This is a genomic window from Hydrogenophaga crocea (assembly GCF_011388215.1).
Classification (GTDB): Bacteria; Pseudomonadota; Gammaproteobacteria; order Burkholderiales; family Burkholderiaceae_C; genus Hydrogenophaga; species Hydrogenophaga crocea.
Window position 1 is genome coordinate 404,311 of sequence record NZ_CP049989.1, and the last position, 22,123, is coordinate 426,433.

The 22,123-nt window shown below is 69.8% G+C and carries 20 protein-coding genes; 3 read left to right on the forward strand and 17 right to left on the reverse strand.

All coding sequences use genetic code 11. From position 1 onward, the window contains the following. Positions 1-64 precede the first annotated feature (64 nt). The 7 genes from G9Q37_RS01880 to G9Q37_RS01905 all read right to left on the reverse strand — a co-directional run bounded on the left by G9Q37_RS01880 (position 65) and on the right by G9Q37_RS01905 (position 8,833). Positions 65-1,393 (reverse strand): TolC family outer membrane protein, encoded by a 1,329-nt coding sequence (locus tag G9Q37_RS01880; RefSeq protein ID WP_205710708.1) that lies wholly within the window; start codon positions 1,391-1,393, stop codon positions 65-67. Between the two features lie 32 nt (positions 1,394-1,425). Beyond that, positions 1,426-1,770 (reverse strand): rhodanese-like domain-containing protein, encoded by a 345-nt coding sequence (locus G9Q37_RS21750; RefSeq protein ID WP_205710709.1) that lies wholly within the window; start codon positions 1,768-1,770, stop codon positions 1,426-1,428. Between the two features lie 10 nt (positions 1,771-1,780). Further along, the gene (locus G9Q37_RS01885; RefSeq protein ID WP_166223772.1) at positions 1,781-2,470 is read right to left on the reverse strand and encodes a protein-L-isoaspartate O-methyltransferase family protein; all 690 of its coding nucleotides are present in this window, start codon (positions 2,468-2,470) and stop codon (positions 1,781-1,783) included. Between the two features lie 38 nt (positions 2,471-2,508). Beyond that, positions 2,509-5,694 (reverse strand): efflux RND transporter permease subunit, encoded by a 3,186-nt coding sequence (locus tag G9Q37_RS01890; RefSeq protein WP_166223774.1) that lies wholly within the window; start codon positions 5,692-5,694, stop codon positions 2,509-2,511. A 19-nt stretch (positions 5,695-5,713) separates the two neighbouring features. Next, complete coding sequence (locus tag G9Q37_RS01895; RefSeq protein ID WP_166223777.1) at positions 5,714-6,868, reverse strand: efflux RND transporter periplasmic adaptor subunit; 1,155 nt, start codon at positions 6,866-6,868, stop codon at positions 5,714-5,716. Positions 6,869-6,877: 9 nt separating this feature from the next. Then, complete coding sequence (locus G9Q37_RS01900; RefSeq protein WP_166223780.1) at positions 6,878-7,549, reverse strand: TetR/AcrR family transcriptional regulator; 672 nt, start codon at positions 7,547-7,549, stop codon at positions 6,878-6,880. Between the two features lie 90 nt (positions 7,550-7,639). After that, the gene (locus G9Q37_RS01905) at positions 7,640-8,833 is read right to left on the reverse strand and encodes an acyl-CoA dehydrogenase (protein WP_166223783.1); all 1,194 of its coding nucleotides are present in this window, start codon (positions 8,831-8,833) and stop codon (positions 7,640-7,642) included. A gap of 100 nt (positions 8,834-8,933) precedes the next feature. Between G9Q37_RS01905 and G9Q37_RS01910 the strand changes: the two genes are divergently transcribed. Next, positions 8,934-9,824, forward strand: coding sequence for a LysR family transcriptional regulator (locus G9Q37_RS01910; protein WP_166223786.1), 891 nt, complete (start codon positions 8,934-8,936; stop codon positions 9,822-9,824). A gap of 23 nt (positions 9,825-9,847) precedes the next feature. Continuing rightward, positions 9,848-10,384, forward strand: a complete 537-nt coding sequence (gene msrA / locus G9Q37_RS01915) for a peptide-methionine (S)-S-oxide reductase MsrA (RefSeq protein WP_166223789.1) — start codon at positions 9,848-9,850, stop codon at positions 10,382-10,384. 90 nt (positions 10,385-10,474) lie between these two features. Here the strand turns inward: msrA and G9Q37_RS01920 are convergent, their stop codons facing one another. From G9Q37_RS01920 to G9Q37_RS01960, 9 genes are all read right to left on the reverse strand, one after another. After that, a complete protein-coding gene (locus G9Q37_RS01920) occupies positions 10,475-10,966 on the reverse strand; it encodes a nucleoside deaminase (RefSeq protein WP_166223792.1) in 492 nt (163 codons plus the stop codon). Then, the gene (locus tag G9Q37_RS01925; RefSeq protein ID WP_166223795.1) at positions 10,963-11,736 is read right to left on the reverse strand and encodes an ABC transporter permease; all 774 of its coding nucleotides are present in this window, start codon (positions 11,734-11,736) and stop codon (positions 10,963-10,965) included. The genes G9Q37_RS01920 and G9Q37_RS01925 overlap by 4 nt, the downstream gene beginning before the upstream one ends. 7 nt (positions 11,737-11,743) lie before the next feature. Then, positions 11,744-12,580 (reverse strand): ABC transporter ATP-binding protein, encoded by an 837-nt coding sequence (locus tag G9Q37_RS01930; RefSeq protein ID WP_166223798.1) that lies wholly within the window; start codon positions 12,578-12,580, stop codon positions 11,744-11,746. Between the two features lie 69 nt (positions 12,581-12,649). Then, positions 12,650-13,684: an ABC transporter substrate-binding protein gene (locus G9Q37_RS01935; protein WP_166223801.1), complete on the reverse strand. Its 1,035-nt coding sequence runs from the start codon at positions 13,682-13,684 to the stop codon at positions 12,650-12,652. A 246-nt stretch (positions 13,685-13,930) separates the two neighbouring features. Then, complete coding sequence (locus G9Q37_RS01940) at positions 13,931-16,210, reverse strand: NADP-dependent malic enzyme (RefSeq protein ID WP_166223804.1); 2,280 nt, start codon at positions 16,208-16,210, stop codon at positions 13,931-13,933. 63 nt (positions 16,211-16,273) lie between these two features. Next, positions 16,274-17,521, reverse strand: a complete 1,248-nt coding sequence (locus G9Q37_RS01945) for a M20 family metallopeptidase (RefSeq protein ID WP_166223807.1) — start codon at positions 17,519-17,521, stop codon at positions 16,274-16,276. A gap of 7 nt (positions 17,522-17,528) precedes the next feature. Then, positions 17,529-19,373 (reverse strand): 2-oxo-4-hydroxy-4-carboxy-5-ureidoimidazoline decarboxylase, encoded by a 1,845-nt coding sequence (uraD, locus tag G9Q37_RS01950; protein WP_166223810.1) that lies wholly within the window; start codon positions 19,371-19,373, stop codon positions 17,529-17,531. Positions 19,374-19,378: 5 nt separating this feature from the next. Continuing rightward, on the reverse strand, positions 19,379-20,326 hold the full coding sequence (puuE, locus tag G9Q37_RS01955) for an allantoinase PuuE (RefSeq protein ID WP_166223813.1): 948 nt from the start codon (positions 20,324-20,326) through the stop codon (positions 19,379-19,381). Beyond that, the gene (locus tag G9Q37_RS01960) at positions 20,323-21,000 is read right to left on the reverse strand and encodes a GntR family transcriptional regulator (RefSeq protein WP_166223816.1); all 678 of its coding nucleotides are present in this window, start codon (positions 20,998-21,000) and stop codon (positions 20,323-20,325) included. Before G9Q37_RS01960 ends, puuE begins: the two co-directional genes overlap by 4 nt. A 65-nt stretch (positions 21,001-21,065) precedes the next feature. Between G9Q37_RS01960 and uraH the strand changes: the two genes are divergently transcribed. Then, positions 21,066-21,419: a hydroxyisourate hydrolase gene (gene uraH, locus G9Q37_RS01965; RefSeq protein ID WP_166223819.1), complete on the forward strand. Its 354-nt coding sequence runs from the start codon at positions 21,066-21,068 to the stop codon at positions 21,417-21,419. Between the two features lie 51 nt (positions 21,420-21,470). On the opposite strand, the gene G9Q37_RS01970 is transcribed toward uraH, so the two are convergent. After that, positions 21,471-22,028: a hypothetical protein gene (locus tag G9Q37_RS01970; protein ID WP_240936480.1), complete on the reverse strand. Its 558-nt coding sequence runs from the start codon at positions 22,026-22,028 to the stop codon at positions 21,471-21,473. Positions 22,029-22,123 lie beyond the last annotated feature (95 nt).

The window sequence follows — 22,123 nt, forward strand, 5'->3', positions numbered from 1 at the left end:
CAGGTGAAATACGGGGTCAGGGCGCCTGGGAGGGCCCGCGGAACAGGGGGGGAGTGTATCGGGCTCAGCGCGCCAGCAGCGCGTCGATGGCCTGCAGGTCGGCCGGCGTGAGTTCGCCGCTGGCCTGGCGCAGGCGCAGGGAGCCCAGCAGCACGTTGTAGCGCGCCTGGGCCAGGTCGCGCTTGGTCTGGAACAGCTGGCTCTGCGCATTCAGCACGTCGATGTTGATGCGCACGCCCACCTGGTAGCCGAGCTGGTTGGCTTCGAGCGCGCTCTGGCTCGAGGCCTCGGCCGCTTCGAGCGCCTTCACCTGCCCCTGGCCCGAGACCACGCCGAAGAACGCGCTGCGCGTGTTCAGGTCCACACCGCGGCGCGCGGCCTCGAGGTCGGCGCGGGCTTTTTCTTCGAGGGCGAGGGTCTGCTTCACGCGGTTCTGCACCGAGAAGCCCGCGAACAGCGGCAGGTTGAGCTGCACGCCCACGCTGGCGGTGTTGTTGCGCACGTAGCCCGGAATGGCCTGCACGCCCGAGGGCGCGCGCGCCACCTGGTACTGGCCCACGAGATCCACCGTGGGCTTGTGACCGGCCTCGGCGCGCTGGGTTTCGAGCTGCGCGATCTCGAGGTTGCGGCGCGCCTGCAGCACGCTGGGGTGGTTCTCGCCCAGGCGTTCGATCCAGGCCTGCGGGTCGGCCGGCTGCAGCGGCGGCAGCACCACCGGCGCGGCCAGCGGGCGCGGCACCACGCCGCCGCGGCCCACGAGCTGGTCGAGCGCCAGGCGCTTGACGCGCAGGTCGTTCTCGGCCGCGATCTCCTGCGCGTTCACCAGGTCGGCGCGGGCCTGGGCCTCGCGCGCATCGGTCACGGTGGCGGTGCCGACCTCGAAGTTGCGGCGCGCCGCGGCGAGCTGCTCGGCCACGGCGGTTTTCTGCGCGCGCACGAAGGTCAGCGTGTCCTGCGCGGCGAGCACGTCGAAGTAGGCCTGCGAGGTGCGCAGGATCAGGCTCTGCTCGGCTTGGGTGAGCTGGGCCTGCGAGATGTCGATCGAGAGCTGGGCCTGCTCGTTCGCGAGCCGGTTGGCCGGGCGGTAGAGCGGCTGGCTGGCCGAGAGCGTGACGTTCTGGTTGTTGCTGGTGCCGTCGAGCGCGTTGGCGCTGCTGTCGCGGTTGGCCCAGTTCGCCCCGGCGCCCAGCCCCACCTGCGGCAGCAGCCCGGCGCGGGCCTGCGCGGCCTGCGCGAGGTTGGCTTCGTACTGCGAGCGCGCCGCGAGGTAGGTGGCGTCGTAGCCGCGCGCGGCCTCGAACAGTTCGGCCAGGCTCTGGGCCTGGGCGGCCGACGCGAGGGCCAGCAGCAGGGCCACGGCCAGCGGGCGCGCACGGGGGGCGATTCGGGTCATGGGCAGGTCCTTGGCGCAGGGCGCGTTTCGATTCAATACCGCGGCACCGAGGGATCGCGCTCGTGCGACCAGCGCTCGATGCCGCCGTGCACGTTGACGACCCGGCTGAAGCCCTGGTTCATCAGGAAGTGCGTGACCTGGGCGCTGCGCCCGCCGTGGTGGCACAGGCAGGCGATCGGGCGCTCGGGGTCGAGTTCGGCCAGGCGCGCGGGGATGGTCTGCATGGGCATGTGCACGAGCTCGAAGCCCTGCGGCGTGACGCTGGCGGTCTGCAGTTCCCAGGCTTCGCGCACGTCGAGCACCACCGGAAGGGCGGCGCCGTCGGCGCTGTGCTGGCGAACCCAGTCGTCGATCTGGGCGGGGGTGATGGCCTGCATGGGGTAGGGCTCAGAAACGGAAGCGCGAGGGCTCGGGGAAGTTCTGCAGGCGCGCGGCCACGGTGTCCCAGGGCTGCTCGGTGCGGAACGAGGACGGGCCGGTGCGCGTGATGAGGGTGGCGCGCATCACTGGCTCGCCGCCGGTGATGGCGATCAGGCGGCCGCCCGGGGCCAGCAGTTCGAGCAGGTCCGCCGGCACTTCGGCCACCGAACCGCCCAGCAGGATGGCGTCGAAGGGGGCGCCGCTGCGGCAGGCCGCGAAGCCGTTGGCGGTGGCGTCGGCCGCGCGCACATCCACATTGCGCAGGCCCGCGCGCTGCAGGTTGGTGCGCGCCCGCTCGGCGGTGGCCGCGTCGATCTCGAGCGAAAGCACCTGCTGCGCCAGGCTGGCCATGAGGGCGGCGGTGTAGCCGCTGCCGGTGCCGATCTCGAGCACCTTGTCGGTGGGTTGCAGGCCCAGGTCCTGCACCAGGCGGGCCTGCACGCGCGGGGCCAGCATGCAGCGGCCTTCCACGGCGGGATGGTCCAGCGGCAGCTCCAGGTCGGCGAAGGCCAGGGCGCGCTGTGCGGCGGGCACGAAGTCTTCGCGGCGCACGCTGCCCAGCAGTTCGAGCACGCGGGCGTCGAGCACCTCCCAGGGGCGGACCTGCTGCTCGATCATGTTGAAACGGGCCTGTTCCAGGCTCAACGCGGTGGTCATGGGGTTCTCCAGTGGGGGTTCGGCAAAACCTTCAAATTCTAGGAGGCCGCGTCGGCCGGCGCCGGGGCGGCGGGCTGCGCGGGGGGCAGGCCGGCCTTGCGGCGCAGCCAGGCGGTGAAATCGTCGATGTAGCTGTAGACCACGGGCACCACCACCAGCGTGAGCAGCGAGGAGGTGATGACGCCGCCGATCACCGCCTGGCCCATGGGCGCGCGCTGCTCCGAGCCCTCGGTGAGCGCGAAGGCCAGCGGCACCATCCCGAAGACCATGGCCAGCGTGGTCATGAGGATGGGGCGCAGCCGCACCTTGGCCGCCAGCAGCAGGGCCTCGTCGCGCGGCAGCGGCGGACCGCCCGCGCGGCCCTCGCGCGCGCGGATCGCGAAGTCGACCAGCAGGATGGCGTTCTTGGTCACCAGGCCCATGAGCAGCACGATGCCGATGATGGAGAACATGCTCATGGTGGAGCCGAACATGAGCAGCGCCAGCACCACGCCGATCAGCGTGAGCGGCAGCGAGGTCATGAGCGAGAGCGGCTGCAGGAAGCTCTGGAACTGGCTGGCCAGGATCATGTAGATGAAGATGATGGCCAGCGCCAGCGCCGACAGCGCATAACCGAACGACTCCTGCATGTTCTTGGTGGAGCCGCCGAACTCGTAGCGGTAGCCAGGGGGCAGGGCGATGCCGTCGAGCGCGGCGCGCATGTCGGCCGTGACCTCGCCGGCCGAGCGGCCGTACACGTTGGCGTTGAAGGCCACCTCGCGGTTGAGGTTCTTGCGGTTGATCTGGTTCGGGCCGGTGGTGTCGACGATGCGCGCCACCTGCGACAGCGGCACGGTGCGCGCGGTGCCGTCGGCCGCCGCGGCCAGGTTGAGCGGCAGTTGCGCCAGGTCCTGGGTGCGCTGGCGCGACTCGGGCGCCAGGCGCACGATCACGTCGTAGGTTTCGCCGTTCTGCGCGCGCCAGTTGCCCACCGTGGTGCCGGCCACCAGGGTGCGCAGCGCACTGCCCACGGCGCCCGTGGTCAGGCCGGCGTCGGACGCGAGCTCGCGGTTGAGCACCACGTCCACCGTGGGCTTGTTGGGCTTCACGCTGGCGTCGAGGTCGACCAGGCCCACGATGGGTTCGAGCTTCTCGCGCACCACGCGGCTCAGGCGCTCGAGCTCGCCGAGGTCGTCGCCCTGCAGCGAGAACTCGATCTGCTTGTTGCCGCCCACCGAATCGAGCAGGCCCACGTGGGTGACGGTGATGCCCGGCACGCGGCGCAGCCGCTCGCGCAGCAGGGCCGACATGGCGTCGGCGTTGCGCGAGCGTTCCTTGCGGTCCACCAGGCGCACGTAGATGCTCGCGTACATGGGCCCCTGCGCGTTGCCCGTGTTGATGGTGGTGAGCGTGTAGCGCACCTCGGGGAACTCGCGCAGGATGGCCTCGACCTCGCGCGCCTTGGCCTCGGTGGCCTGCAGCGAGGAGCCCACGGGCGTGTTGAAGCTGATCGAGGTTTCGGAGAAATCGGCCTTGGGCACGAATTCGGTGCCCAGCAGCGGCAGCATGAACACGCTGGCGATGAAGGTGGCGAGCGCCAGCAGCAGCGTGGCGAGCTTGTGCCGCAGCGACCAGCGCAGCGTGGCCTGGTAGCCCTCGGCGAGGTCGTCCTGGAAGCGGTCGAACCAGTGGGTGACACGGCCCAGGGTGCGGTCGTACAGGCTGTTGCCCGGGGGCTTGCCGTGGGCGTCGATGGCCGGGTCGTGCCACACCGACGAGAGCATGGGGTCGAGCGTGAAGCTCACGAACATCGAGATCAGCACGGCCGCGACCATGGTGATGCCGAATTCGTGGAAGAACTTGCCGATGATGCCGCCCATGAAGCCGATGGGCAGGAACACCGCCACGATGGACAGCGTGGTGGCGAGCACCGCGAGGCCGATCTCCTTCGTGCCGTCCATGGCCGCCTGGTAGGGGCCCTTGCCCATCTGCACGTGGCGCACGATGTTCTCGCGCACCACGATGGCGTCGTCGATCAGCAGGCCCACCGACAGCGTGAGCGCCATCAGCGTGATCATGTTGATGGTGAACCCGAGCAGGTTCATGAAGAAGAAGGTGCCGATCACCGCAATGGGCAGCGTGAGCCCGGTGATGACGGTGGAGCGCCACGAGTTCAGGAACAGGAACACGATGAGCACCGTGAGCAGCGCGCCCTCGATCAGCGTCTGCCGCACGTTCTGCACCGACACGCGGATCGGCCGCGAGCCGTCGGCGATGGGTTCGAGCTTCACGCCCGGCGGCAGCTCGGCCCGCACGGCCTTGAGCGCGGCGTTCAGGCCGTCGACCACCGCGATGGTGTTTTCGTCCTGCGATTTCTGCACCTGCAGCAGCAGGGTGCGCTCGCCGTTGTAGAGCGCGAGGCTTTCCACCTCCTGCGTGCCGTCGCCCACGCGCGCGACCTGGCCCAGCTTCACCGGTGAGCCGCCGCGGCGGCCCACGATGATGTTCTCGAAATCGCGCGGGTTCTGCGCGCGCGAGAGCACCTGCACCACGCGCTCGGCCTCGCCGGTCTTGAGCGTGCCCACGGGCAGGTCCTGGTTCTCGCTGCGCAGCGCGGCGTTCACCTGCTCGGGCGTCACGCCCAGGGCCTGCATGGCCACCGGGTCGAGCTCGATGTTGATGGCGCGCCGCGTGGCGCCCACCAGGTTCACTGCGCCCACGCCGCGCACGTTCTCGAGCCGCTTCTTGAGCACCTGCTCGGACCAGGTGGTGAGCTCCACGGGCGAGAGTTTGCGGCCCTCGGCCGCCTCAGGCACCACGGCCACCGACCAGATCGCGCGGCTCGCGGGGTCGAAGCGCAGCACGCGCGGCTCGTCGACCTCGTCGCGCAGCGTGGGCCGCAGGATGCCGATGCGCTCGCGCACGTCGTCGGCGGCCTTGCGGCCGTCGACCGTGAGCTGGAACTCGATGATCACCACCGAGGTGCCTTCGTAGCTGCGCGAGCTGAGCGTGTTCACGCCCGCGATGGCATTCACGGCCTCTTCGACCTTCTTGGTGACCTCGCTCTCGACGATCTCGGGCGAGGCCCCGGGGTAGGTGGTGGTGACGACCACCACCGGGAAATCGATGTTGGGGAACTGGTCGACCTGCAGCCGCTGGTACGAGAACGCACCGAGCACCACGAAGGCCAGCATCACCATGGTCGCGAAGACCGGGTTGCGCAGCGAGACCTGGGTGAACCACATGGTGTGCGGGCCCTGGCCGTCAGTTCGCCGCGGCGGCGAGCTTCACGCGCGTGCCGTCGCGGATCGCGCCCGCGGTGGCGCCCAGCACCACCTCGCCTTCGGCCAGCATGGGCACGGCCTGCTGCGGCACGCCGTCGAGCAGACCGCGCGGCGCACCGCCCTCGGGCAGGGGCACGTGGCGCACCACGCCTTCGCGCACCACCTGCACGTAGGGCGCGGGGCGGTCGTTGCGCACCGCCGACGCCGGCACCGCCAGCGCCTGCTGGCTGCCGGCCACGATCTCGCCGCGCGCGAACAGGCCCTGGCGCATGCCGGCCACCGCGGGCAGGCGCAGGTAGACCAGCACGCTGCGGCTGCCGGGCTGCACGCTGGGGTTGATGCGCACCACGCCCGCGTCCACCGGCTGGCTCAGGCCTTCCACCTGCAAGCGGGCCTTCTGGCCCACCCGCACGGCGGCGGCGTCGGCCGGGCTGAGCGCGGCCTCCATCTCGAAGGCCGAGAGATCGACCACGTCGACCACGCGCGCGTCCAGGCCCACGCGCTCGCCGTTCTGCACCGCGCGCGCCGCGATCTGGCCCGCGATCGGCGAACGCAGCACGGTGTCGCCCAGGCCCTTGCGCGCGATGTCGAGCGCGGCCACGGCGGCGCGGTGGTTGGCCTCGGCCGCGGCCAGGTTGGCCTGCGAGGTGTCGAGGGCGGTGCCCGAGATGAAGCCCTGCTGCACCAGTGCCTGGTTGTTGCTCTGCGTGCGTTGGGCGATGCGCACCTGCGCCAGCGCCGATTCGGCCTGCTGCTCGGCCTGGCGCACGCGCGCCTGCGATTCGGTGGGGTCGATGCGCGCCACCACCTCGCCCGCGGCCACGCTGTCGCCCTCGCGCTTGTTCAGGCCCTGCACCTCGCCGGCCACGCGCGCCTTGATCGCCACCGTCTGCAGCGCCTTGATCGAGCCCGAGACGCTGGCCGTCTGCTGCAGCGCGAGCGTGCGCACGCGCACCACATCGGCCGCACCGATCTCGTACACCGGGGCGGTCTGCAGGGCCTGCGCGGCGCTGCGGGCCTGTTCGGCCTTGGTGGCGCGCTTGTCGAGCGCGCGCAGCACGCCGAGCGCCAGGCCCGCCACGAGCAGCACGGGCACGGTCCAGTAGAGGATTTTTCGGGTGCGGGAGAGCGTCATGGGGGTTCGTCAGACCGGCCTGCGCGGCCGCAGCATGCCGCGCAGGATCAGGTCGACCTGCGTGTCGATGAAGGTGATGGGATCGAGCCGCTCGGACGGGGGGCAGCACGGCGTCATCGAGTGCTTCCACATCAGCAGGAAGATCATGGGCGCGATCAGGCTGTAGACCGCGTAGTCGAGCGGCAGCTCGCGGAACTCGCCGCGGTCGATGCCGCGCTGCAGGATGCGGCGCAGCAGCGCGTGGCCCGGGCCGATCACCTCCTGCTGGTAGAAGTTGGCGATCTCGGGGAAGGTGCCCGACTCGCTCATGACCAGCTTGGTGATGCCCGAGGCCGGCGTCATGCCGATGCGCTCCCACCAGGTGTGCATGGCGTAACGCACCAGCTCCAGGCTGTCGCCGGTGAACTGCGCAAGCTCGTTGTCCCATTCGGGGAAGCGGCCCGCGATGTTCTCGCGCACCACGGCCTTGAACAGGTCTTCCTTGCTCGGGAAATACAGGAACAGGGTGCCCTTGGACACCCCGGCGCGCGCCGCCACCTCTTCGACGCGTGTGGCGGCAAAACCCTTCTCGACGAACAGGGCCAGCGCGGCCTCGATCAGCTCGCCCGGGCGCGCTTCCTTGCGGCGCGCGCGGCGGGGCGCGGCCGGGGTGGCGGCAGGTTGGGGGCGGGCGGCGGGCATGGGGATTTAATGACCGGTGGGTTATTAATATACCCCACCCCCCTTACCCGACCCCAACAGCGACCCGCGCAGCGGCGGCGCGTGGGAGCCTCAGTTGAAAGCGGCGATACCCGTTATCGCGCGCCCGAGGATGAGGGCGTGGATGTCGTGCGTGCCCTCGTAGGTGTTGACCACCTCGAGGTTGACCAGGTGGCGCGCCACGCCGAACTCGTCGCTGATGCCGTTGCCGCCCATCATGTCGCGCGCCAGGCGGGCGATGTCCAGTGCCTTGCCGCAGCTGTTGCGCTTGAGGACGGAGGTGAGCTCCACGGGCGCGATGCCCTCGTCCTTCATGCGGCCCAGGCGCAGGCAGCCCTGCAGGCCCAGGCCGATCTCGCTCAGCATGTCGGCGAGCTTCTTCTGGATCAGCTGGTTGGCGGCCAGCGGGCGGCCGAACTGCTGGCGGTCCATCACGTACTGGCGGGCGCGGAAGTAGCAGTCTTCGGCCGCGCCCAGCGCGCCCCAGGCGATGCCGTAGCGCGCGCTGTTGAGGCAGGTGAACGGGCCCTTGAGGCCGCGCACCTCGGGGAAGGCGTTCTCTTCGGGGCAGAACACGCCGTCCATCACGATCTCGCCGGTGATCGAGGCGCGCAGGCCCACCTTGCTGTGGATGGCGGGCGCGCTCAGCCCCTTCCAGCCTTTCTCGAGGATGAAGCCGCGGATCGCGCCTTCGTCGTCCTTGGCCCAGACCACGAACACGTCGGCGATCGGGCTGTTGGTGATCCACATCTTGGCGCCCGACAGGCTGTAGCCGCCCTGGACCTTCTTGGCGCGGGTGACCATGCTGCCGGGGTCCGATCCGTGGTTGGGCTCGGTCAGGCCGAAGCAGCCGATCCACTCGCCGCTGGCGAGCTTGGGCAGGTACTTCTGCTTCTGCGCCTCGGTGCCGAACTCGTTGATGGGCACCATCACCAGCGAGGACTGCACCGACATCATCGAGCGGTAGCCCGAGTCGATGCGCTCGACCTCGCGCGCCACCAGGCCGTAGCACACGTAGTTGAGGCCGGCGCCGCCGTACTGCTCGGGAATGGTCACGCCCAGCAGGCCCAGGCTGCCCATCTCGCGGAAGATCGCTGCATCGGTTTTTTCGTGGCGGAAGGCCTCGGTCACGCGCGGGGCCAGGCGCTCCTGGCAGTAGGCGTGCGCGGCGTCGCGCACGGCGCGCTCGTCTTCGCTGAGTTGGCTGTCGAGCTGGAACGGGTCTTCCCAGCTGAAGCTGGCTTTGGACTTGACGGGCGAGAGCATGGCTTGTCTCCGGTATGGGGTGGGAACCGGCGGATTGTCTGTCCGCAGACCATAGCTGTCTAATATCGATCCTGTATTCAACGATTCGATTGGCATATCGATGGAATTCCGCCACCTGCGCTGCTTCCTGGTCCTTGCGGAAGAACTGCACTTCGGCCGCGCGGCCCAGCGCCTGGCCATGACGCAGCCGCCGCTGTCGCTCAACATCCAGCAGCTCGAAGCCTCGGTGGGCGCGCCGCTGTTCGTGCGCAACAGCCGCGGCGTGGCGCTTACGCCCGCGGGCCAGGCCTTCGTGCCGCGCGCCCGCGCGCTGCTCGACGCGGCGGGCGCCGCCGCGCGCGAGGCGCGCGAGGTGGCGCAGGGCGTGAGCGGGCAGCTGCGTGTGGGCTTCGCCGGCACCGTGCTGTACCGAGGTCTGCCGCAGATCCTGCGCGCCTTCGGCCAGCGCCACCCGCGGCTCACGCTGGTGCTGCGCGAGATGAGTTCGAGCGACCAGCTCATCGACCTGCAGCACGGCCGGCTCGACGCCGGCTTCGTGCACACCACGCGCGTGCCGCCCGGTTGTTCGCAGGTGCTGGTGTCGCGCCAGGCCTTCGTGGCATGCGTGCCCCAGGCCCACCCGCTGGCGCACAAGCGGCGCGTGGCGCCACCCGCGCTCGCGGGTCAGCCCTTCGTGGCGATTTCACGCGCCGTTTCGCCCGACTACCACGACCGCCTGCTCGCGCTGTGCGCCGACCACGGCTTCGAGCCCGAGGTGCGCTTCGAGCTGCGCCACTGGCTCAGCGTGGTGTCGCTGGTGGCGCAGGGCCTGGGCGTGTCCATGGTGCCGGCGGCCTTGCAGCAGGCGGGCCTGCCGGGCGCGGCCTTCGTGCCGCTGCAGGGCGACACGCCGCCCTACGAAACGCGCTGCCTGTGGCGCAGCGGCGCCGAGAGCGCCGCGCTCGCGGCATTCCTGGACGCCGTGCGGGGCTTCGCGCTGCCGACAGAATGAGGCTTTGATCGAAGGAGAACGCGATGAGCGACAAACAGGTGCTGGTGCTGGGTGGCGGCTGCTTCTGGTGCACCGAGTCGGTCTACAAGGAAGTGCGCGGCGTGAGCGACGTGGAGTCGGGCTACAGCAACGGCCACACGAAGCAACCGAGCTACGAGCAGGTGTGCACCGGCAGCACCGGCCACAACGAGGTGGTGCGCCTCGAGTACGACCCCGCCGAGGTGAGCACGCGCGAGTTGCTGGAGATCTTCTTCGTGGTGCACGACCCCACCACGCTGAACCGCCAGGGCAACGACGTGGGCACGCAGTACCGCAGCGGCATCTACTTCACCACGCCCGAACAGGCCGCCGAGGCACAGGCCATCATCGCCGAGCTCACGCAAGCCAATGCCTTCGGCCGGCCCATCGTGACCGAGGTGAAGCCGCTGGACAACTACTGGCCCGCCGAGGCCTACCACCAGGACTTTTTCGAGCGCAACCCGCACCAGGGTTATTGCATGGCGGTGGCCGCGCCCAAGGTGGCGAAGTTCCGCAAGACGTTCGCGCGCCTGGCGAAGTAGCCACCCGCAAGCCGAAGCGATGCAACGGTGGCGAGAGGCCGTCCGGACGGCAGCGGGCCTGGCGTTCGAAGGGCGCCCCGAATGCCCGTGTCAGCCGGAGACGGTCTGGCGCGAGGACCAGAAGCCTTCGTGAGGCCCCACCATCTCGCCGACCAGCGCATCGACCGGCCCCACCACCTCCACCGCCCGCTGCCCGCGCGCGAACACCTCGCGGCAGGGCAGCGAGAGCGTGGGGTTTTCTTCGTGCGAGCCCGTGAGCGCGAGCAGCGCTTCTTCGCTCGCGCCGTACACCACGCGCCCGATGCCGGCCCAGTAGATGGTGCCCGCGCACATGGCGCAGGGCTCGAAGGTGGTCACCAGCGTGCAATTGCGCAGGTAGGCGCCCGGGTAGGTGCCGGCCGCGTGCCGCGCGAGCGTGGACTCGGCGTGGTTGACCGTGTCGATGTTGCCCTGCTCGGCGAGCACCGTCTCGCCGTCGGGGGCGACCAGCAGGGCGCCGAACGGGTGGCGGCCCATGGCCGCGGCGCGGCGCGCCACCTGGTTGGCGCGCCGCAGTTGGCGCTCGACCTGGTCGGGGCTCACGCTTGCGTGCCGCGGTGGGCCCAGGCCGTGGTGTGCTTTTCCACAAAGCTGAACAGCTCGTACATGGCCATGGCCATTGCGCCCACCACCAGCAGACCGCTGAAGGCCAGGCCCATCTGCATGGACGAACCGGCCGAGATCAGCAGGTAGCCGATGCCTTCGTTCGATGCCGTCATCTCCGACACCGTGGTGCCCACGAAGGCGAGCGTGATCGCGACCTTGAGCGAGCCGAAGAAGTAGGGCATGGATCGCGGCAGGCCGACCTTGGTGAGCACGTCCCAGCGCTTGGCGCCGAGCACGCGCAGCACGTCTTCGAGCTCGGGCTCGAGCGTGGCCAGGCCGGTGGCGATGTTGACCATGATCGGGAAGAAGCTGATGAGGAAGGCCGTGAGGATGGCCGGGCCCACGCCGATGCCGAACCACACCACCAGAATGGGCACGAAGGCCGCCTTGGGCAGCGCGTTGAAGGCCGTCATCAGCGGGTAGACCGCGGCATAGGCCAGGCGCGAACTGCCGATCAGGAAGCCCAGCAGCACGCCCACCACGATCGCGATGCCGAAGCCGGCCATGGTCACCCAGAAGGTGCGCCAGGCGTGGCCCAGGATGGTCACCTTGTGCTCGAGGGTCTGCTCCCAGATGCGCGAGGGGCTGGGGAAGATGAACTCGGACACGCCGAAGCCGGCGGTGATCACCTCCCAGATCACGATGATCGCGATCAGCAGCAGCAGCGGGGAGAAGCGCTCGATGTTCTTGCGTTGTTTGCTGTTCATGGGGCGCTCACTGGTTGATGACGGCACCGGCCTTGCGCATGGCGCCGATGTGGCCACGCAGCTCGTGCACGATGTCGGTGAATTCCTTGGTGTAGGTGACCTCGAGCTCGCGCGTGCGCGGGATCTCGATCTCGCGCTTGACCACGAAGCGGCCCGGGCTCTTGCTCATGCAATACACCGTGTCGGCCAGGAACACCGATTCGCGCAGGTCGTGCGTGACCAGGATGACGTTGAATTTCTGCGCCTCCCACAGGTCGCGCAGCGTGCACCAGAGCTCTTCGCGGGTGAACGCGTCGAGCGCGCCGAAGGGCTCGTCGAGCAGCAGCATCTTGGGCTCGTGGATCAGCGCGCGGCAGATGCTCGCGCGCTGCTGCATGCCGCCCGAGAGCTCCCAGGGAAACTTGTTCTCCATGCCGCCCAGGCCCACGCTGGCGAGCAGCTTCTTGGCGCGCTCCTCGTATTCGCGGCGGCGGTCCTTGAACTGGCTGCGGTAGGGCTCGACGATCTCCAGCGGCAGCAACACGTTGTCGAGCGTGGTGCGCCAGGGCAGCAGCGAGGGGGCCTGGAAGGCCATGCCCGAGATCTTGAGCGGGCCGGTCACGGGCTGGCCGTCGATGCGGATCTTGCCCATGCTGGGCATCTTCAGGCCCGTGGTGAGCTTCATGAAGGTGGACTTGCCACAACCCGAGGGGCCGACGATGGCGATGAACTCGCCGCGTTGCACCTTGAGGTTGATGTCTTCGACCGCAAAGATGTTCTTGGCGAGCAGGTCGTCGTTGTAGGCGAGCCAGACCTGGTCGAAGTCGACGAAGGCGGCGTCGCTCGGCGGGGCGGTGTGGGGCATGGGCGTCTTTCGTGAAAAGGGCCAGCCCCCTTGCGGGACGGCCGGCCCTTGTTGCCTGGGTTCGGGTCCTTACTTCTTGACCGGCGGCAGGATGTCGAGCTCGGCCTTGCTGGGCAGCATGGCGCCGTTCCAGACCTTGTTCGGATCGACGCGGGTCTTGGTGCCATAGGCGTCGGACACCTGCGAGGCCATGAGCGCGAGGCGGCCCGGCACGACCTGGCCGAAGCCTTCCTTGCGCGCGTCGGGGCTGGCCACCACGGCGTCGATGGCGAGCTGCAGGCGGCGCGTCTCCAGCGGCACGTTGATGATGCCGTCGCGGGCCTTCACGGTCTCGATGGTGGCAGCCGGGTTGGCCATCACCTCTTTGGCGCCCTTGGCGAACGAGGACAGGAAGGCCTTCACCGCGGCCGGGTTCTCGGCGATGAGCTTGGGCGAGGCGATGATGACGTTGCCGTAGAGCTTCACGCCGTGCTCGGCGTAGGGCAGGATCACCACGTCTTCGGGCTTCACGCCGCGCGCTTCGAGGTTGAGCAGCGAGGTGAACGAGAAGCCGGTGATGGCCTCGATGTCGCCGCGCACGAGCATGGTCTCGCGCAGCGGCGGGTCCATCGAGGTCCAGGCCACGTTGTTGATGCCGTTGGCCTTCTGGAAGATCGGGAAGCCCTTGCGGCCGGCGTCGAACACGGGCGCGCCGAGCTTCTTGCCTTCGAGGTCCTTGGGCTTGGTGATGCCGCTCTTCTTGAGGGCGAGCACCGCGGCCGGCGTGTTGTTGTAGACCATCATCACCGCCACCGGCTTGTTCGGTGCGTCGGGGTTGTTGGCGTGGAATTCCATCAGGGCGGCCAGGTCGGCAAAGCCCATGTCGTAGGTGCCCGAGGCCACGCGCGTGACGGTGCCACCCGAGCCGTTGCCGGCGTCGATGGTCACGTCGAGCCCGGCCTGCTTGTAGTAGCCCTTGGCGGCGGACTGCAGGAACAGGGCGGCGGGGCCTTCGAAGCGCCAGTCGAGCTGGAACTTGATGGCGGTCTGCGCCTGGGCGGCGCCCGCGAAGGCGAGGGCCGCGGCCAGGGCGGCGGTGGTCTGCAGGAAACGGCGTTTGATCATGGTTTCTCCAAGGCTGGCGGTACTGGGGAAGGGGTCTGCCGTCTGCGCGGCCTGCATGGCAAATAGCAACATCGGTGCCAGAGCGCGCCGATGTTTTGCACACCGGTTTTGTATACACATTTTCGGCGTGGGGGCGGGTGCGGGCATCCTGACATACCCTGAAACAGGGCATGGATGCACCGTACCGGGGTGGAGTATCGCCCCGGTTTGGTGCGGGGGCCCCGCCCTGGGGCCCCCGCTGCGGCCTCAGCGCTGCTGCGCGGCGGCCAGCGCCGTCATGTTGAGCACGCGGCGCACCGTGGCCGCGGGCGTGAGGATGTGCACCGCACCGGCCGCGCCCATGAGCACCGGGCCCACGGTGACGCCACCGCTGGTGGTGGTCTTCATGACGTTGTAGAGGATGTTGGCGGCGTCGAGGTTGGGGCAGATCAGCAGGTTGGCCGAGCCCGTGAGCGTGCCCTCGCCGAGGTAGGCCTCGCGGATCTCGGGCTGCAGCGCGGCGTCGCCGTGCAGCTCGCCATCGCACTCGATGTCGGGGTGCGCGGCCACGAACAGGTCGCGCGCGCGGGCCATCTTGCGCGCCGAAGCGCGCTTGCTCGAGCCGTAGCTGGAGTGCGAGAGGAAGGCCACCTTGGGCGGGTGGCCGAAGCGCTGCACCGCCTGTGCGGCCATGCCCGCGATCTCGGCCAGTTCTTCGGCGCTCGGGTCTTCGTTGACATAGGTGTCGGCAATGAAGACCGGGCCACGGTCGGTCATGAGCGCATTCACCGCGGCGTAGAGGTTCGCATCGGCGGCGCGGCCCAGGATGCTGTCGATGCGCTCCAAGTGCGTCATGTAGCTGCCCACCAGGCCGCAGATCAGCGCGTCGGCATCGCCGAGCGCGATCATCAGCGAGCCGATGATGGTGTTGGAGCGGCGCACCGCGGCCTTGGCGACCTCGGGCGTGGCGCCCTGGCGGCCGAGCAGGCGGTGGTAGTGCTCCCAGTACTGTCGAAAGCGCGGGTCGTCTTCGGGATTGACGTTCTCCACGTCCACGCCGAGCCGCATGCGCAGGCCGGCCTTGGCGATGCGCGCCTCGATCACCGCGGGGCGGCCGATCAGGATGGGGTGGGCGATGCCGTCGTCGATCGCCATCTGCGCGGCGCGCAGCGCGCGCTCGTCTTCACCGTCGGCATAGGCCACGCGGCTCTTTTTCGCGAGCGCGCGCGCGGCGTTGAACACCGGCTGCATGAGGATGCCGGTCTGGTAGACGAAGCGGCCGAGCTGCTGGCGGTACGCGTCCATGTCGGTGATGGGCCGCGTGGCCACGCCCGATTCGGCCGCGGCCTGCGCGACCGCGGGCGCGATGCGCAGGATCAGGCGCGAGTCGAAGGGCTTGGGGATCAGGTAGTCGGGGCCGAAGCTCAGTTCCTGGCCCGCGTAGGCGTTGGCCACTTCTTCGCTGGTCTCGCTCTTCACGAGGTCGGCGATCTGGCGCACGCAGGCGAGCTTCATGGCCTCGGTGATGCGCGTGGCGCCGCAGTCGAGCGCGCCGCGGAAGATGTAGGGGAAGCACAGGACGTTGTTGACCTGGTTCGGGTAGTCGCTGCGGCCGGTGGCGATGATGCAGTCGGGTCGCACGGCCTTGGCGAGCTCGGGCCGGATCTCGGGCTCGGGGTTGGCGAGCGCGAGGATGATGGGCTGGCGCGCCATGGTCTTGACCATCTCGGCCGTGAGCACGCCCGGGGCCGAGCAGCCCAGGAACACGTCGGCGCCGTTGACCGCGTCGGCCAGCGTGCGTTTGTCGGTGGCCTGCGCGTAGCGCTGCTTGGATTCGTCCATGCCGCCGGGGCGGCCCTGGTAGATCACGCCCTTGGAGTCGCAGACGAAGATGCGCTCGCGCGAGACGCCCAGGCCCACCATCACGTCGAGGCAGGCGATGGCCGCGGCGCCCGCGCCCGACACCGCCACCGTGACCTCGCCGATGGCCTTGCCCACGAGTTCCAGGCCGTTGAGCAGCGCGGCCGCGCTGATGATGGCGGTGCCGTGCTGGTCGTCGTGGAAGACGGGGATGTTCAGGCGCTCGCGCAGCTGCTTCTCGATATAGAAGCACTCGGGCGCCTTGATGTCCTCGAGGTTGATGCCGCCCAGCGTGGGTTCGAGCGCGGCGATGATCTCCACCAGCTTGTCCGGGTCCTTCTCGGCGAGTTCGATGTCGAACACGTCGATGCCCGCGAACTTCTTGAACAGGCAGCCCTTGCCTTCCATCACGGGCTTGCCCGCGAGCGGGCCGATGTCGCCCAGGCCCAGCACCGCGGTGCCGTTGGTGACCACGCCCACGAGGTTGCCGCGGCTGGTGTAGTCGGCCGCCTTGTTCGGGTCGGCCTGGATTTCGAGGCAGGGGTAGGCCACACCGGGCGAGTAGGCGAGCGAGAGGTCGCGCTGGTTCGACAGCGGCTTGGTCGGCGTGACGGCGATCTTGCCCTGGCGGGGGTGGCGGTGGTAGTCGAGCGCGGCGTCGCGCAGCGCCTGTTCGGCGGGGGTCATGGCGGTCTCCTCGGGTCGCACGGGTCGGGGCCGCATTGTGCCCTGCGCCCGGGAAGCCGCGGGTCAGCGCGAGAGCAGGTCCAGCAGGGTGCGCGCCACCACCTTCGTGGCGCGGCGCAGGTCGTCGAGTTGTACGTGCTCGTCGGCGCGCTTGGCGTTCGATTCGCGCACGGTGCGCGGGCCGGCGCCGTAGATCACGCCCGGAATGCCGCGCTCCACGTACAGGCGCACATCGGTGTAGAGCGGCGTGCCGACCGCGGGAATGGGCTCGCCGAAGACCTGCTCGCCATGGGTCTGCAGCGCCTTCACGAGCGCGGCGTTGCCAGGCAGCGGCTGCATGGCGCGCGCGAGCAGCATGCGGCGCACGCTCACCTGCAGGGCCTTGCCGCCGCGCGGCGGGTTGAAGCTGGCGGCGGCTTTTGCGATGGTCTCGCGCAGCGCGGCCTCGACCTGCGCCGGGTCTTCCTCGGGGATCATGCGGCGGTCGAGCTTGAGCACCACCTTGCCCGGGATCACGTTGGTGTTGGTGCCGCCCTGGATCAGGCCCACGTTGAGGTAGGGGTGGGTGATGCCTTCGACGTTCGAGCGCACCTGCAGGTAGTCGCGGTTGAGCGCGTAGAGCGCGTTGAGGATGTGCGTGGCGCCCTGCAGCGCGTCGGTGCCGCTGTCGGGAATGGCGGCGTGCGCCATCTCGCCCTGCACCGTCACCTCGAGCTGCAGGCAGCCGTTGTGCGCCACCACCACCTGGTAGCTGAAGCCCGCGGCCACCATCAGGTCGGGCTTTGTGAGGCCGCGTTCGAGCAGCCAGCCGGGGCCGAGCTCGCCGCCGAACTCCTCGTCGTAGGTGAAGTGCAGTTCCACGCCGCCCTTGAGCGGCGCACCCAGCGCTTCGAGCGCGCGCAGCGCGAAGGTGAAGCTCGCGAAATCGCTCTTGCTCACGGCGGTGGCGCGGCCGTAGATCGCGCCGTCGGCCACCTCGCCGCCGTAGGGGTCGTGCGTCCAGCCTTCGCCCGGGGGCACCACGTCGCCGTGGGCGTTGAGCGCGATCACCGGGCCGCCGTCGGCGAAGCGGCGGCGCACGATGAGGTTGGTGATGCTCTGCAGGCCCGCGGCCTTCACCTCGGCCTCGGGCACGGGGTGGCGCTCGGCTTCGTAGCCGAAGGCCTTGAGCAGTTCGGCGGTGCGCTCGGCGTGCGGCGCGTTGTTGCCGGGCGGCGTGTCGGTGGGCACGCGCACGAGCTGCTGCAGGAAACCGACCTGTTCGTCGAAGTGGGCGTCGATCCAGGCGTCGAGTTGCTGATGGGGGTTCATGGGGCGGTCAGAGTCCGTTGAGCAGGTGTTCGAAGGCCAGCACGCACAGCTCGATGTCGTGGCTGGTGGTGCTTTCGAGCGGGTTGTGGCTGATGCCGCTGTTTTCGCCGCGCACGAAGAGCATGGCCTGGGGCATCACCTCGTGCAGCTTCATGGCGTCGTGGCCGGCGCCGCTGGGCATGCGGTGCACCGGCAGGCCGAGCGCGGCCACGGCGCGTTCCCAGCGCGCCTGCCAGTCGGGCGCGCTGGGCGCGGCCGCGGCGATCATGGTGCGTTCGAGGCGGTGGCCCAGGCCACGGCGCTCGCAGATGGCGCTGAGTTGCGCGAGCACGTCGCGTTCGAGGGCGTCGCGCTGCCCGTCGGTGGGCGCGCGCAGGTCGAGCGAGAAGGCGCAGCGGCCCGGGACCACGTTGATCGAGCCGCCCGGCACCTGCAGCAGGCCCATGGTGGCGACCGAGTCGCCGTCCTGCGCGGCGCGCTGTTCGAGGTAGAGCGCCAGCTCGGCCACGGCGCAGGCGGCGTCGCGGCGACGGTCCATGGGCGTGGTGCCTGCGTGGCTGGCCATGCCGATCACCTCGCCCACGTGGCGCACGCTGGCGTTGATGGACGTGACCACGCCCAGCGGCAGGCCCATTTCGTTGAGCACCGGGCCCTGCTCGATGTGCACCTCGACGAAGCCGAGGTAGCGCGCGGGGTCGCGGCGCAGCGCGGCGATGGCGTCGAGCGTGCCGGGCAGACCGGCGGCGCGCATGGCGTCCTGCATGCGGATGCCGTCGGCGTCGGTCTGATCGAGCCAGGCCGGGTTGAAGTGGCCGGTGAGCGCGCCCGAGCCCAGGAAGGTGGCCTTGTAGCGCTGGCCTTCTTCTTCGGCGAAGCCCACCACCTCGATGCCGAAGGGCAGGCGGCGGCCCGCGCGGTGCAGGCGTTCGACGCAGGCGATGGGCACGAAGATGCCCAGGCGGCCGTCGTACTTGCCGCCGTTGCGCACGGTGTCGAAGTGGCTGCCGGTGAGCAGCCTCATGGCCCCCACGCTCCCCGCTTCGCGTGGTTCGCTGCCCCCCGAGGGGGCTGTTTCGCCTTGGGGCGGCCCGGCGGCGAAACCGGCTTCCTGGGCCGAGTGGTACACGCCGACCACATTGCCCACCGCGTCGATGCCGACCTCGTCGAAGCCGCTCTCGCGCATGCGCGCCACGAGTTCGCGCTGGCAGGCCTGGTGGGCGTCGGTGAGGTAGGTGACGGTGAGCTGGCCCTGTTCCTTGAAGCCGGGGTCGCTGTGTTGCGCCAGCGCTTCGTGCCAGTCCCACACACGGTGACCGAGCTCGGGCTCGACGCCGAACTTGTCGCCCAGGCGGATCTCGGCGATGCGGTGGATGTTGCGCAGCGCTTCCTCGCGCTCGAAGTCCACCGGATTGCCGAGCCGGCGCTCGAAGGCCGCGATGATCTGCTGGCGCGTGAGGCCGCTGCCGCGCGGGCCGCGCACCGCGAGGATGAAGGGGAAGCCGAAGCGCGCGTTGTAGTCGGCGTTGAGGCGCTGCAACTGCGCGAACTCGTCTGGCGTGCAGTGCGTGAGGCCGGCGCGGCTTTGTTCGCCGGTGCTTTCGGCGGTGAGCGCGTTGGCCACCATGGCCTTGCCCGCGAGCTCGGGGTGGGCGCGGATCAGGCCGAGCTGTTCGTCGCGTGTGGCCGCGGCCAGCGACTGCACCAGCGCCCATTGCAGCGCGGCCAGCGTGGCAAAAGGCCGCTGCGCGAGCGCGCGCTGCACCACCCAGGGCGAGTGTTCATAGAGGCCGTCGAGCAGGCGCAGGGCCTCGTCGGGTGCGGCGGCGTTGAGTTGGTCGAGCGTGAGGGCCATGGCGGTCAGGCGGGCTGGGGGAACAGGGTCTTCCAGTGGCGCGCGATGTCGAGCCGGCGCGCCACCCACACCCCTTCGTGCGACTGGATGTGGTCGAGGAAGCGCTGCAGCGCCGTGATGCGGCCCGGGCGGCCGAGCAGGCGGCTGTGCATGCCGATGCTCATCATCTTGGGCCGGTCGAGGCCGGCCGGATCGCCCTCGGCGTAGAGCGCGTCGAAGCTGTCCTTCATGTACTGGAAGAAGGGGTCGGCATGCGAGTAGCCCTGCGGCAGCGCGAAGCGCATGTCGTTGCAGTCGAGCGTGTAGGGCACGATGAGCTGGTGCGCGGTGCTGCCGTCGCTCTTGTGCAGCTTCATCCAGAAGGGCAGGTCGTCGCCGTAGTAGTCGCTGTCGTACTCGAAGCCGCCGAAGTCGGCCACCAGGCGGTGGGTGTTGGGGCTGTCGCGGCCGGTGTACCAGCCCAGCGGGCGCTGGCCCGTGAGTTCGGTGATGAGCGCCATGGCGCGCTCCATGTGGGCGCGCTCGGTGGCTTCGTCCACGTTCTGGTAGTGGATCCATTTCCAGCCGTGGCAGGCGATCTCGTGGCCGAGCTCGACGAAGGCCGCGGTGATCTCGGGGCAGCGCTGCAGCGCGGTGGCCACGCCGAACACCGTGAGCGGCAGGCCGCGGCGCTCGAACTCGCGCAGGATGCGCCACACCCCCGCGCGCGAGCCGTATTCGTACACGCCTTCCATGCTCATGTGCCGCGCCGGGTAGGCCGCGGGATTGAACATCTCGGAGAGGAACTGCTCGGAGGCTTCGTCGCCGTGCAGCACGCTGTTCTCGCCGCCTTCTTCGTGGTTGAGCACGAACTGCACGGCGATGCGCGCGCCGCCGGGCCAGCGCGCATGGGGCGGGTTGCGGCCATGGCCGCGCAGGTCGCGCGGATAGGAGGCGGTGGCGTCGTAGGTCATGAGGCGAGCGCGAGGGCGAGGTCGTTGGTGGGGGTCTTGCGGTCGAAGGCCAGGCCGGCCTCGACGTGCTGCAAGTGCTGTTCCATGAGGCGAACGGCCAGCGCTTCGTCGCGCGCGGCCAGGGCCTTGACGATGGCGGCGTGCTCGTCGCTCGAATCGGCGGCGGCTTCGCTGCTCTGGTACATGAGCGTGATGAGCGCACAGCGCGAGATCAGGTCGCGCAGCAGCTCGGCGAGCACCTGGTTGCCCATGAGCTGGGCCATGCGCACGTGGAAATCGCCCAGCAGTTCGGTGCGGCCGGGCACGTCCTGCTGATCGACCGCGGCGCGCTCCTGCGCCACGTGCTCGCGCAGCGCGCGCAGCATGGCGGGCGTGACCTGGCGCACGAAGGCGCGCGTCATCTCCACCTCGAGCATGCGGCGCACCGCGAACACCTGGCGCGCCTCATCGGCCGAGGGCGTGGCCACGAAGGCACCGCGTGCGGGCTCGAGGCGGATCAGCCGGTTCTGCGACAGCTGGAACAGCGCCTGGCGCACCAGCGTGCGCGAGACGCCGAAGTGGTCGGCGAGCTTCTGCTCGGCGAGCTTGGTGCCCGGGCGCAAGCGGTGTTCGACGATGGCCCGGGTGAGCGCTTCGACGATCTGGGCCGTGCTGGAGGTGTCCATGCGCGGCATGATAGCCAGAATCGCGCCAAACTGTATACACTTTCGGTCGACCAAAAACGCACAAGGAGCCCGCCATGGGATTGAGCACCCACGTTCTGGACACGATGCACGGTTGCCCCGCGGCGGGCATGGCGGTGGCGCTGTACCGCACCGAAGGCGATCAGGCCACGCTGATCAAGCGCTTCACGCTCAACGCCGATGGCCGCAACCCCGAGGGCCCGCTGCTGGACAACGACAGCATCCGCGTGGGCACCTACCGCCTGGTGTTCGACGTGAAGGCGTACTTCGACGCGCGTGGCGTGGCGCTGCCCGAGCCGCGCTTCCTCGACCGTGTGACGCTGGACTTCGGCATCGCGCACACCGACCAGCACTACCACGTGCCGCTGCTGGTCAGCCCGTGGAGCCATTCGACCTACCGCGGCAGCTGAAAAGAAAAAGGCCCGCCGAAGCGGGCCCAAGCTTTCACAACCCCATGGAGATCATCGGTTGCGCTGGCCTTCGGTCAGCGTGTCGAGCTGGAACTGGCCGCTCTTGTCCCAGAGCCAGACTTCGGTGTAGGTGACGCGGCCCATGCGGACCGGCGCGGGAAACGGTGCGGCGGCGCGCACGGTGCGCTCGATCTCGCGCATCACGTCGGGTGCGTGGCTGGGGGCGCGCATCCAGCTCACCTGCTGCACCGCGCCCATGTGATCGACCTCGACCTGCAGCACGCCCACGGCGTGCAGCAGCGGGGGCATCTGGCCCTTGTAGATGCGGTGGCTGTTGTGCTGGTACAGGTGGCGCGCACCATCCTTGCGGTAGTCCTGCGGCGTGGCGGCCTGCGACACCAGCGTGGGCAGCGGGGCCCGGCTCACGGGGGCGGGCGGCGGCGGCGCGGGACGGGGCGGCGGTGGAGGCGGCGGCGGGGGTGGGGGCGGCAGCGGCGCGGCGCAGGCCGCGAGCAGGGCCGCGACGGTGAGGCCGGCCCATCGCCAGGCCAATGCCGCGGTCCGCGCGCCGTCGGGACGCGGTGCGGGCGAAATGTCTCGGATGTTCATGTTCATGTCTCGAGCGTTGCCCCGTGATGGCTCTGCGCATACCGCCGGGCCGATGGAGTGTATGTGCGATACCGCACAAAGCCCCTGAAACCTCG

Coding starts and splice junctions, on each gene's coding strand:
- G9Q37_RS01880 (WP_205710708.1), bottom strand. CDS start 1,393: ATGACCCGAATCGCCCCCCGTGCGCGCCCGCTGGCCGTGGCCCTGCTG.
- G9Q37_RS21750 (WP_205710709.1), bottom strand. CDS start 1,770: ATGCAGGCCATCACCCCCGCCCAGATCGACGACTGGGTTCGCCAGCAC.
- G9Q37_RS01885 (WP_166223772.1), bottom strand. CDS start 2,470: ATGACCACCGCGTTGAGCCTGGAACAGGCCCGTTTCAACATGATCGAG.
- G9Q37_RS01890 (WP_166223774.1), bottom strand. CDS start 5,694: ATGTGGTTCACCCAGGTCTCGCTGCGCAACCCGGTCTTCGCGACCATG.
- G9Q37_RS01895 (WP_166223777.1), bottom strand. CDS start 6,868: ATGACGCTCTCCCGCACCCGAAAAATCCTCTACTGGACCGTGCCCGTG.
- G9Q37_RS01900 (WP_166223780.1), bottom strand. CDS start 7,549: ATGCCCGCCGCCCGCCCCCAACCTGCCGCCACCCCGGCCGCGCCCCGC.
- G9Q37_RS01905 (WP_166223783.1), bottom strand. CDS start 8,833: ATGCTCTCGCCCGTCAAGTCCAAAGCCAGCTTCAGCTGGGAAGACCCG.
- G9Q37_RS01910 (WP_166223786.1), top strand. CDS start 8,934: ATGGAATTCCGCCACCTGCGCTGCTTCCTGGTCCTTGCGGAAGAACTG.
- msrA (WP_166223789.1), top strand. CDS start 9,848: ATGAGCGACAAACAGGTGCTGGTGCTGGGTGGCGGCTGCTTCTGGTGC.
- G9Q37_RS01925 (WP_166223795.1), bottom strand. CDS start 11,736: ATGAACAGCAAACAACGCAAGAACATCGAGCGCTTCTCCCCGCTGCTG.
- G9Q37_RS01930 (WP_166223798.1), bottom strand. CDS start 12,580: ATGCCCCACACCGCCCCGCCGAGCGACGCCGCCTTCGTCGACTTCGAC.
- G9Q37_RS01935 (WP_166223801.1), bottom strand. CDS start 13,684: ATGATCAAACGCCGTTTCCTGCAGACCACCGCCGCCCTGGCCGCGGCC.
- G9Q37_RS01940 (WP_166223804.1), bottom strand. CDS start 16,210: ATGACCCCCGCCGAACAGGCGCTGCGCGACGCCGCGCTCGACTACCAC.
- G9Q37_RS01945 (WP_166223807.1), bottom strand. CDS start 17,521: ATGAACCCCCATCAGCAACTCGACGCCTGGATCGACGCCCACTTCGAC.
- uraD (WP_166223810.1), bottom strand. CDS start 19,373: ATGGCCCTCACGCTCGACCAACTCAACGCCGCCGCACCCGACGAGGCC.
- puuE (WP_166223813.1), bottom strand. CDS start 20,326: ATGACCTACGACGCCACCGCCTCCTATCCGCGCGACCTGCGCGGCCAT.
- G9Q37_RS01960 (WP_166223816.1), bottom strand. CDS start 21,000: ATGCCGCGCATGGACACCTCCAGCACGGCCCAGATCGTCGAAGCGCTC.
- uraH (WP_166223819.1), top strand. CDS start 21,066: ATGGGATTGAGCACCCACGTTCTGGACACGATGCACGGTTGCCCCGCG.
- G9Q37_RS01970 (WP_240936480.1), bottom strand. CDS start 22,028: ATGAACATCCGAGACATTTCGCCCGCACCGCGTCCCGACGGCGCGCGG.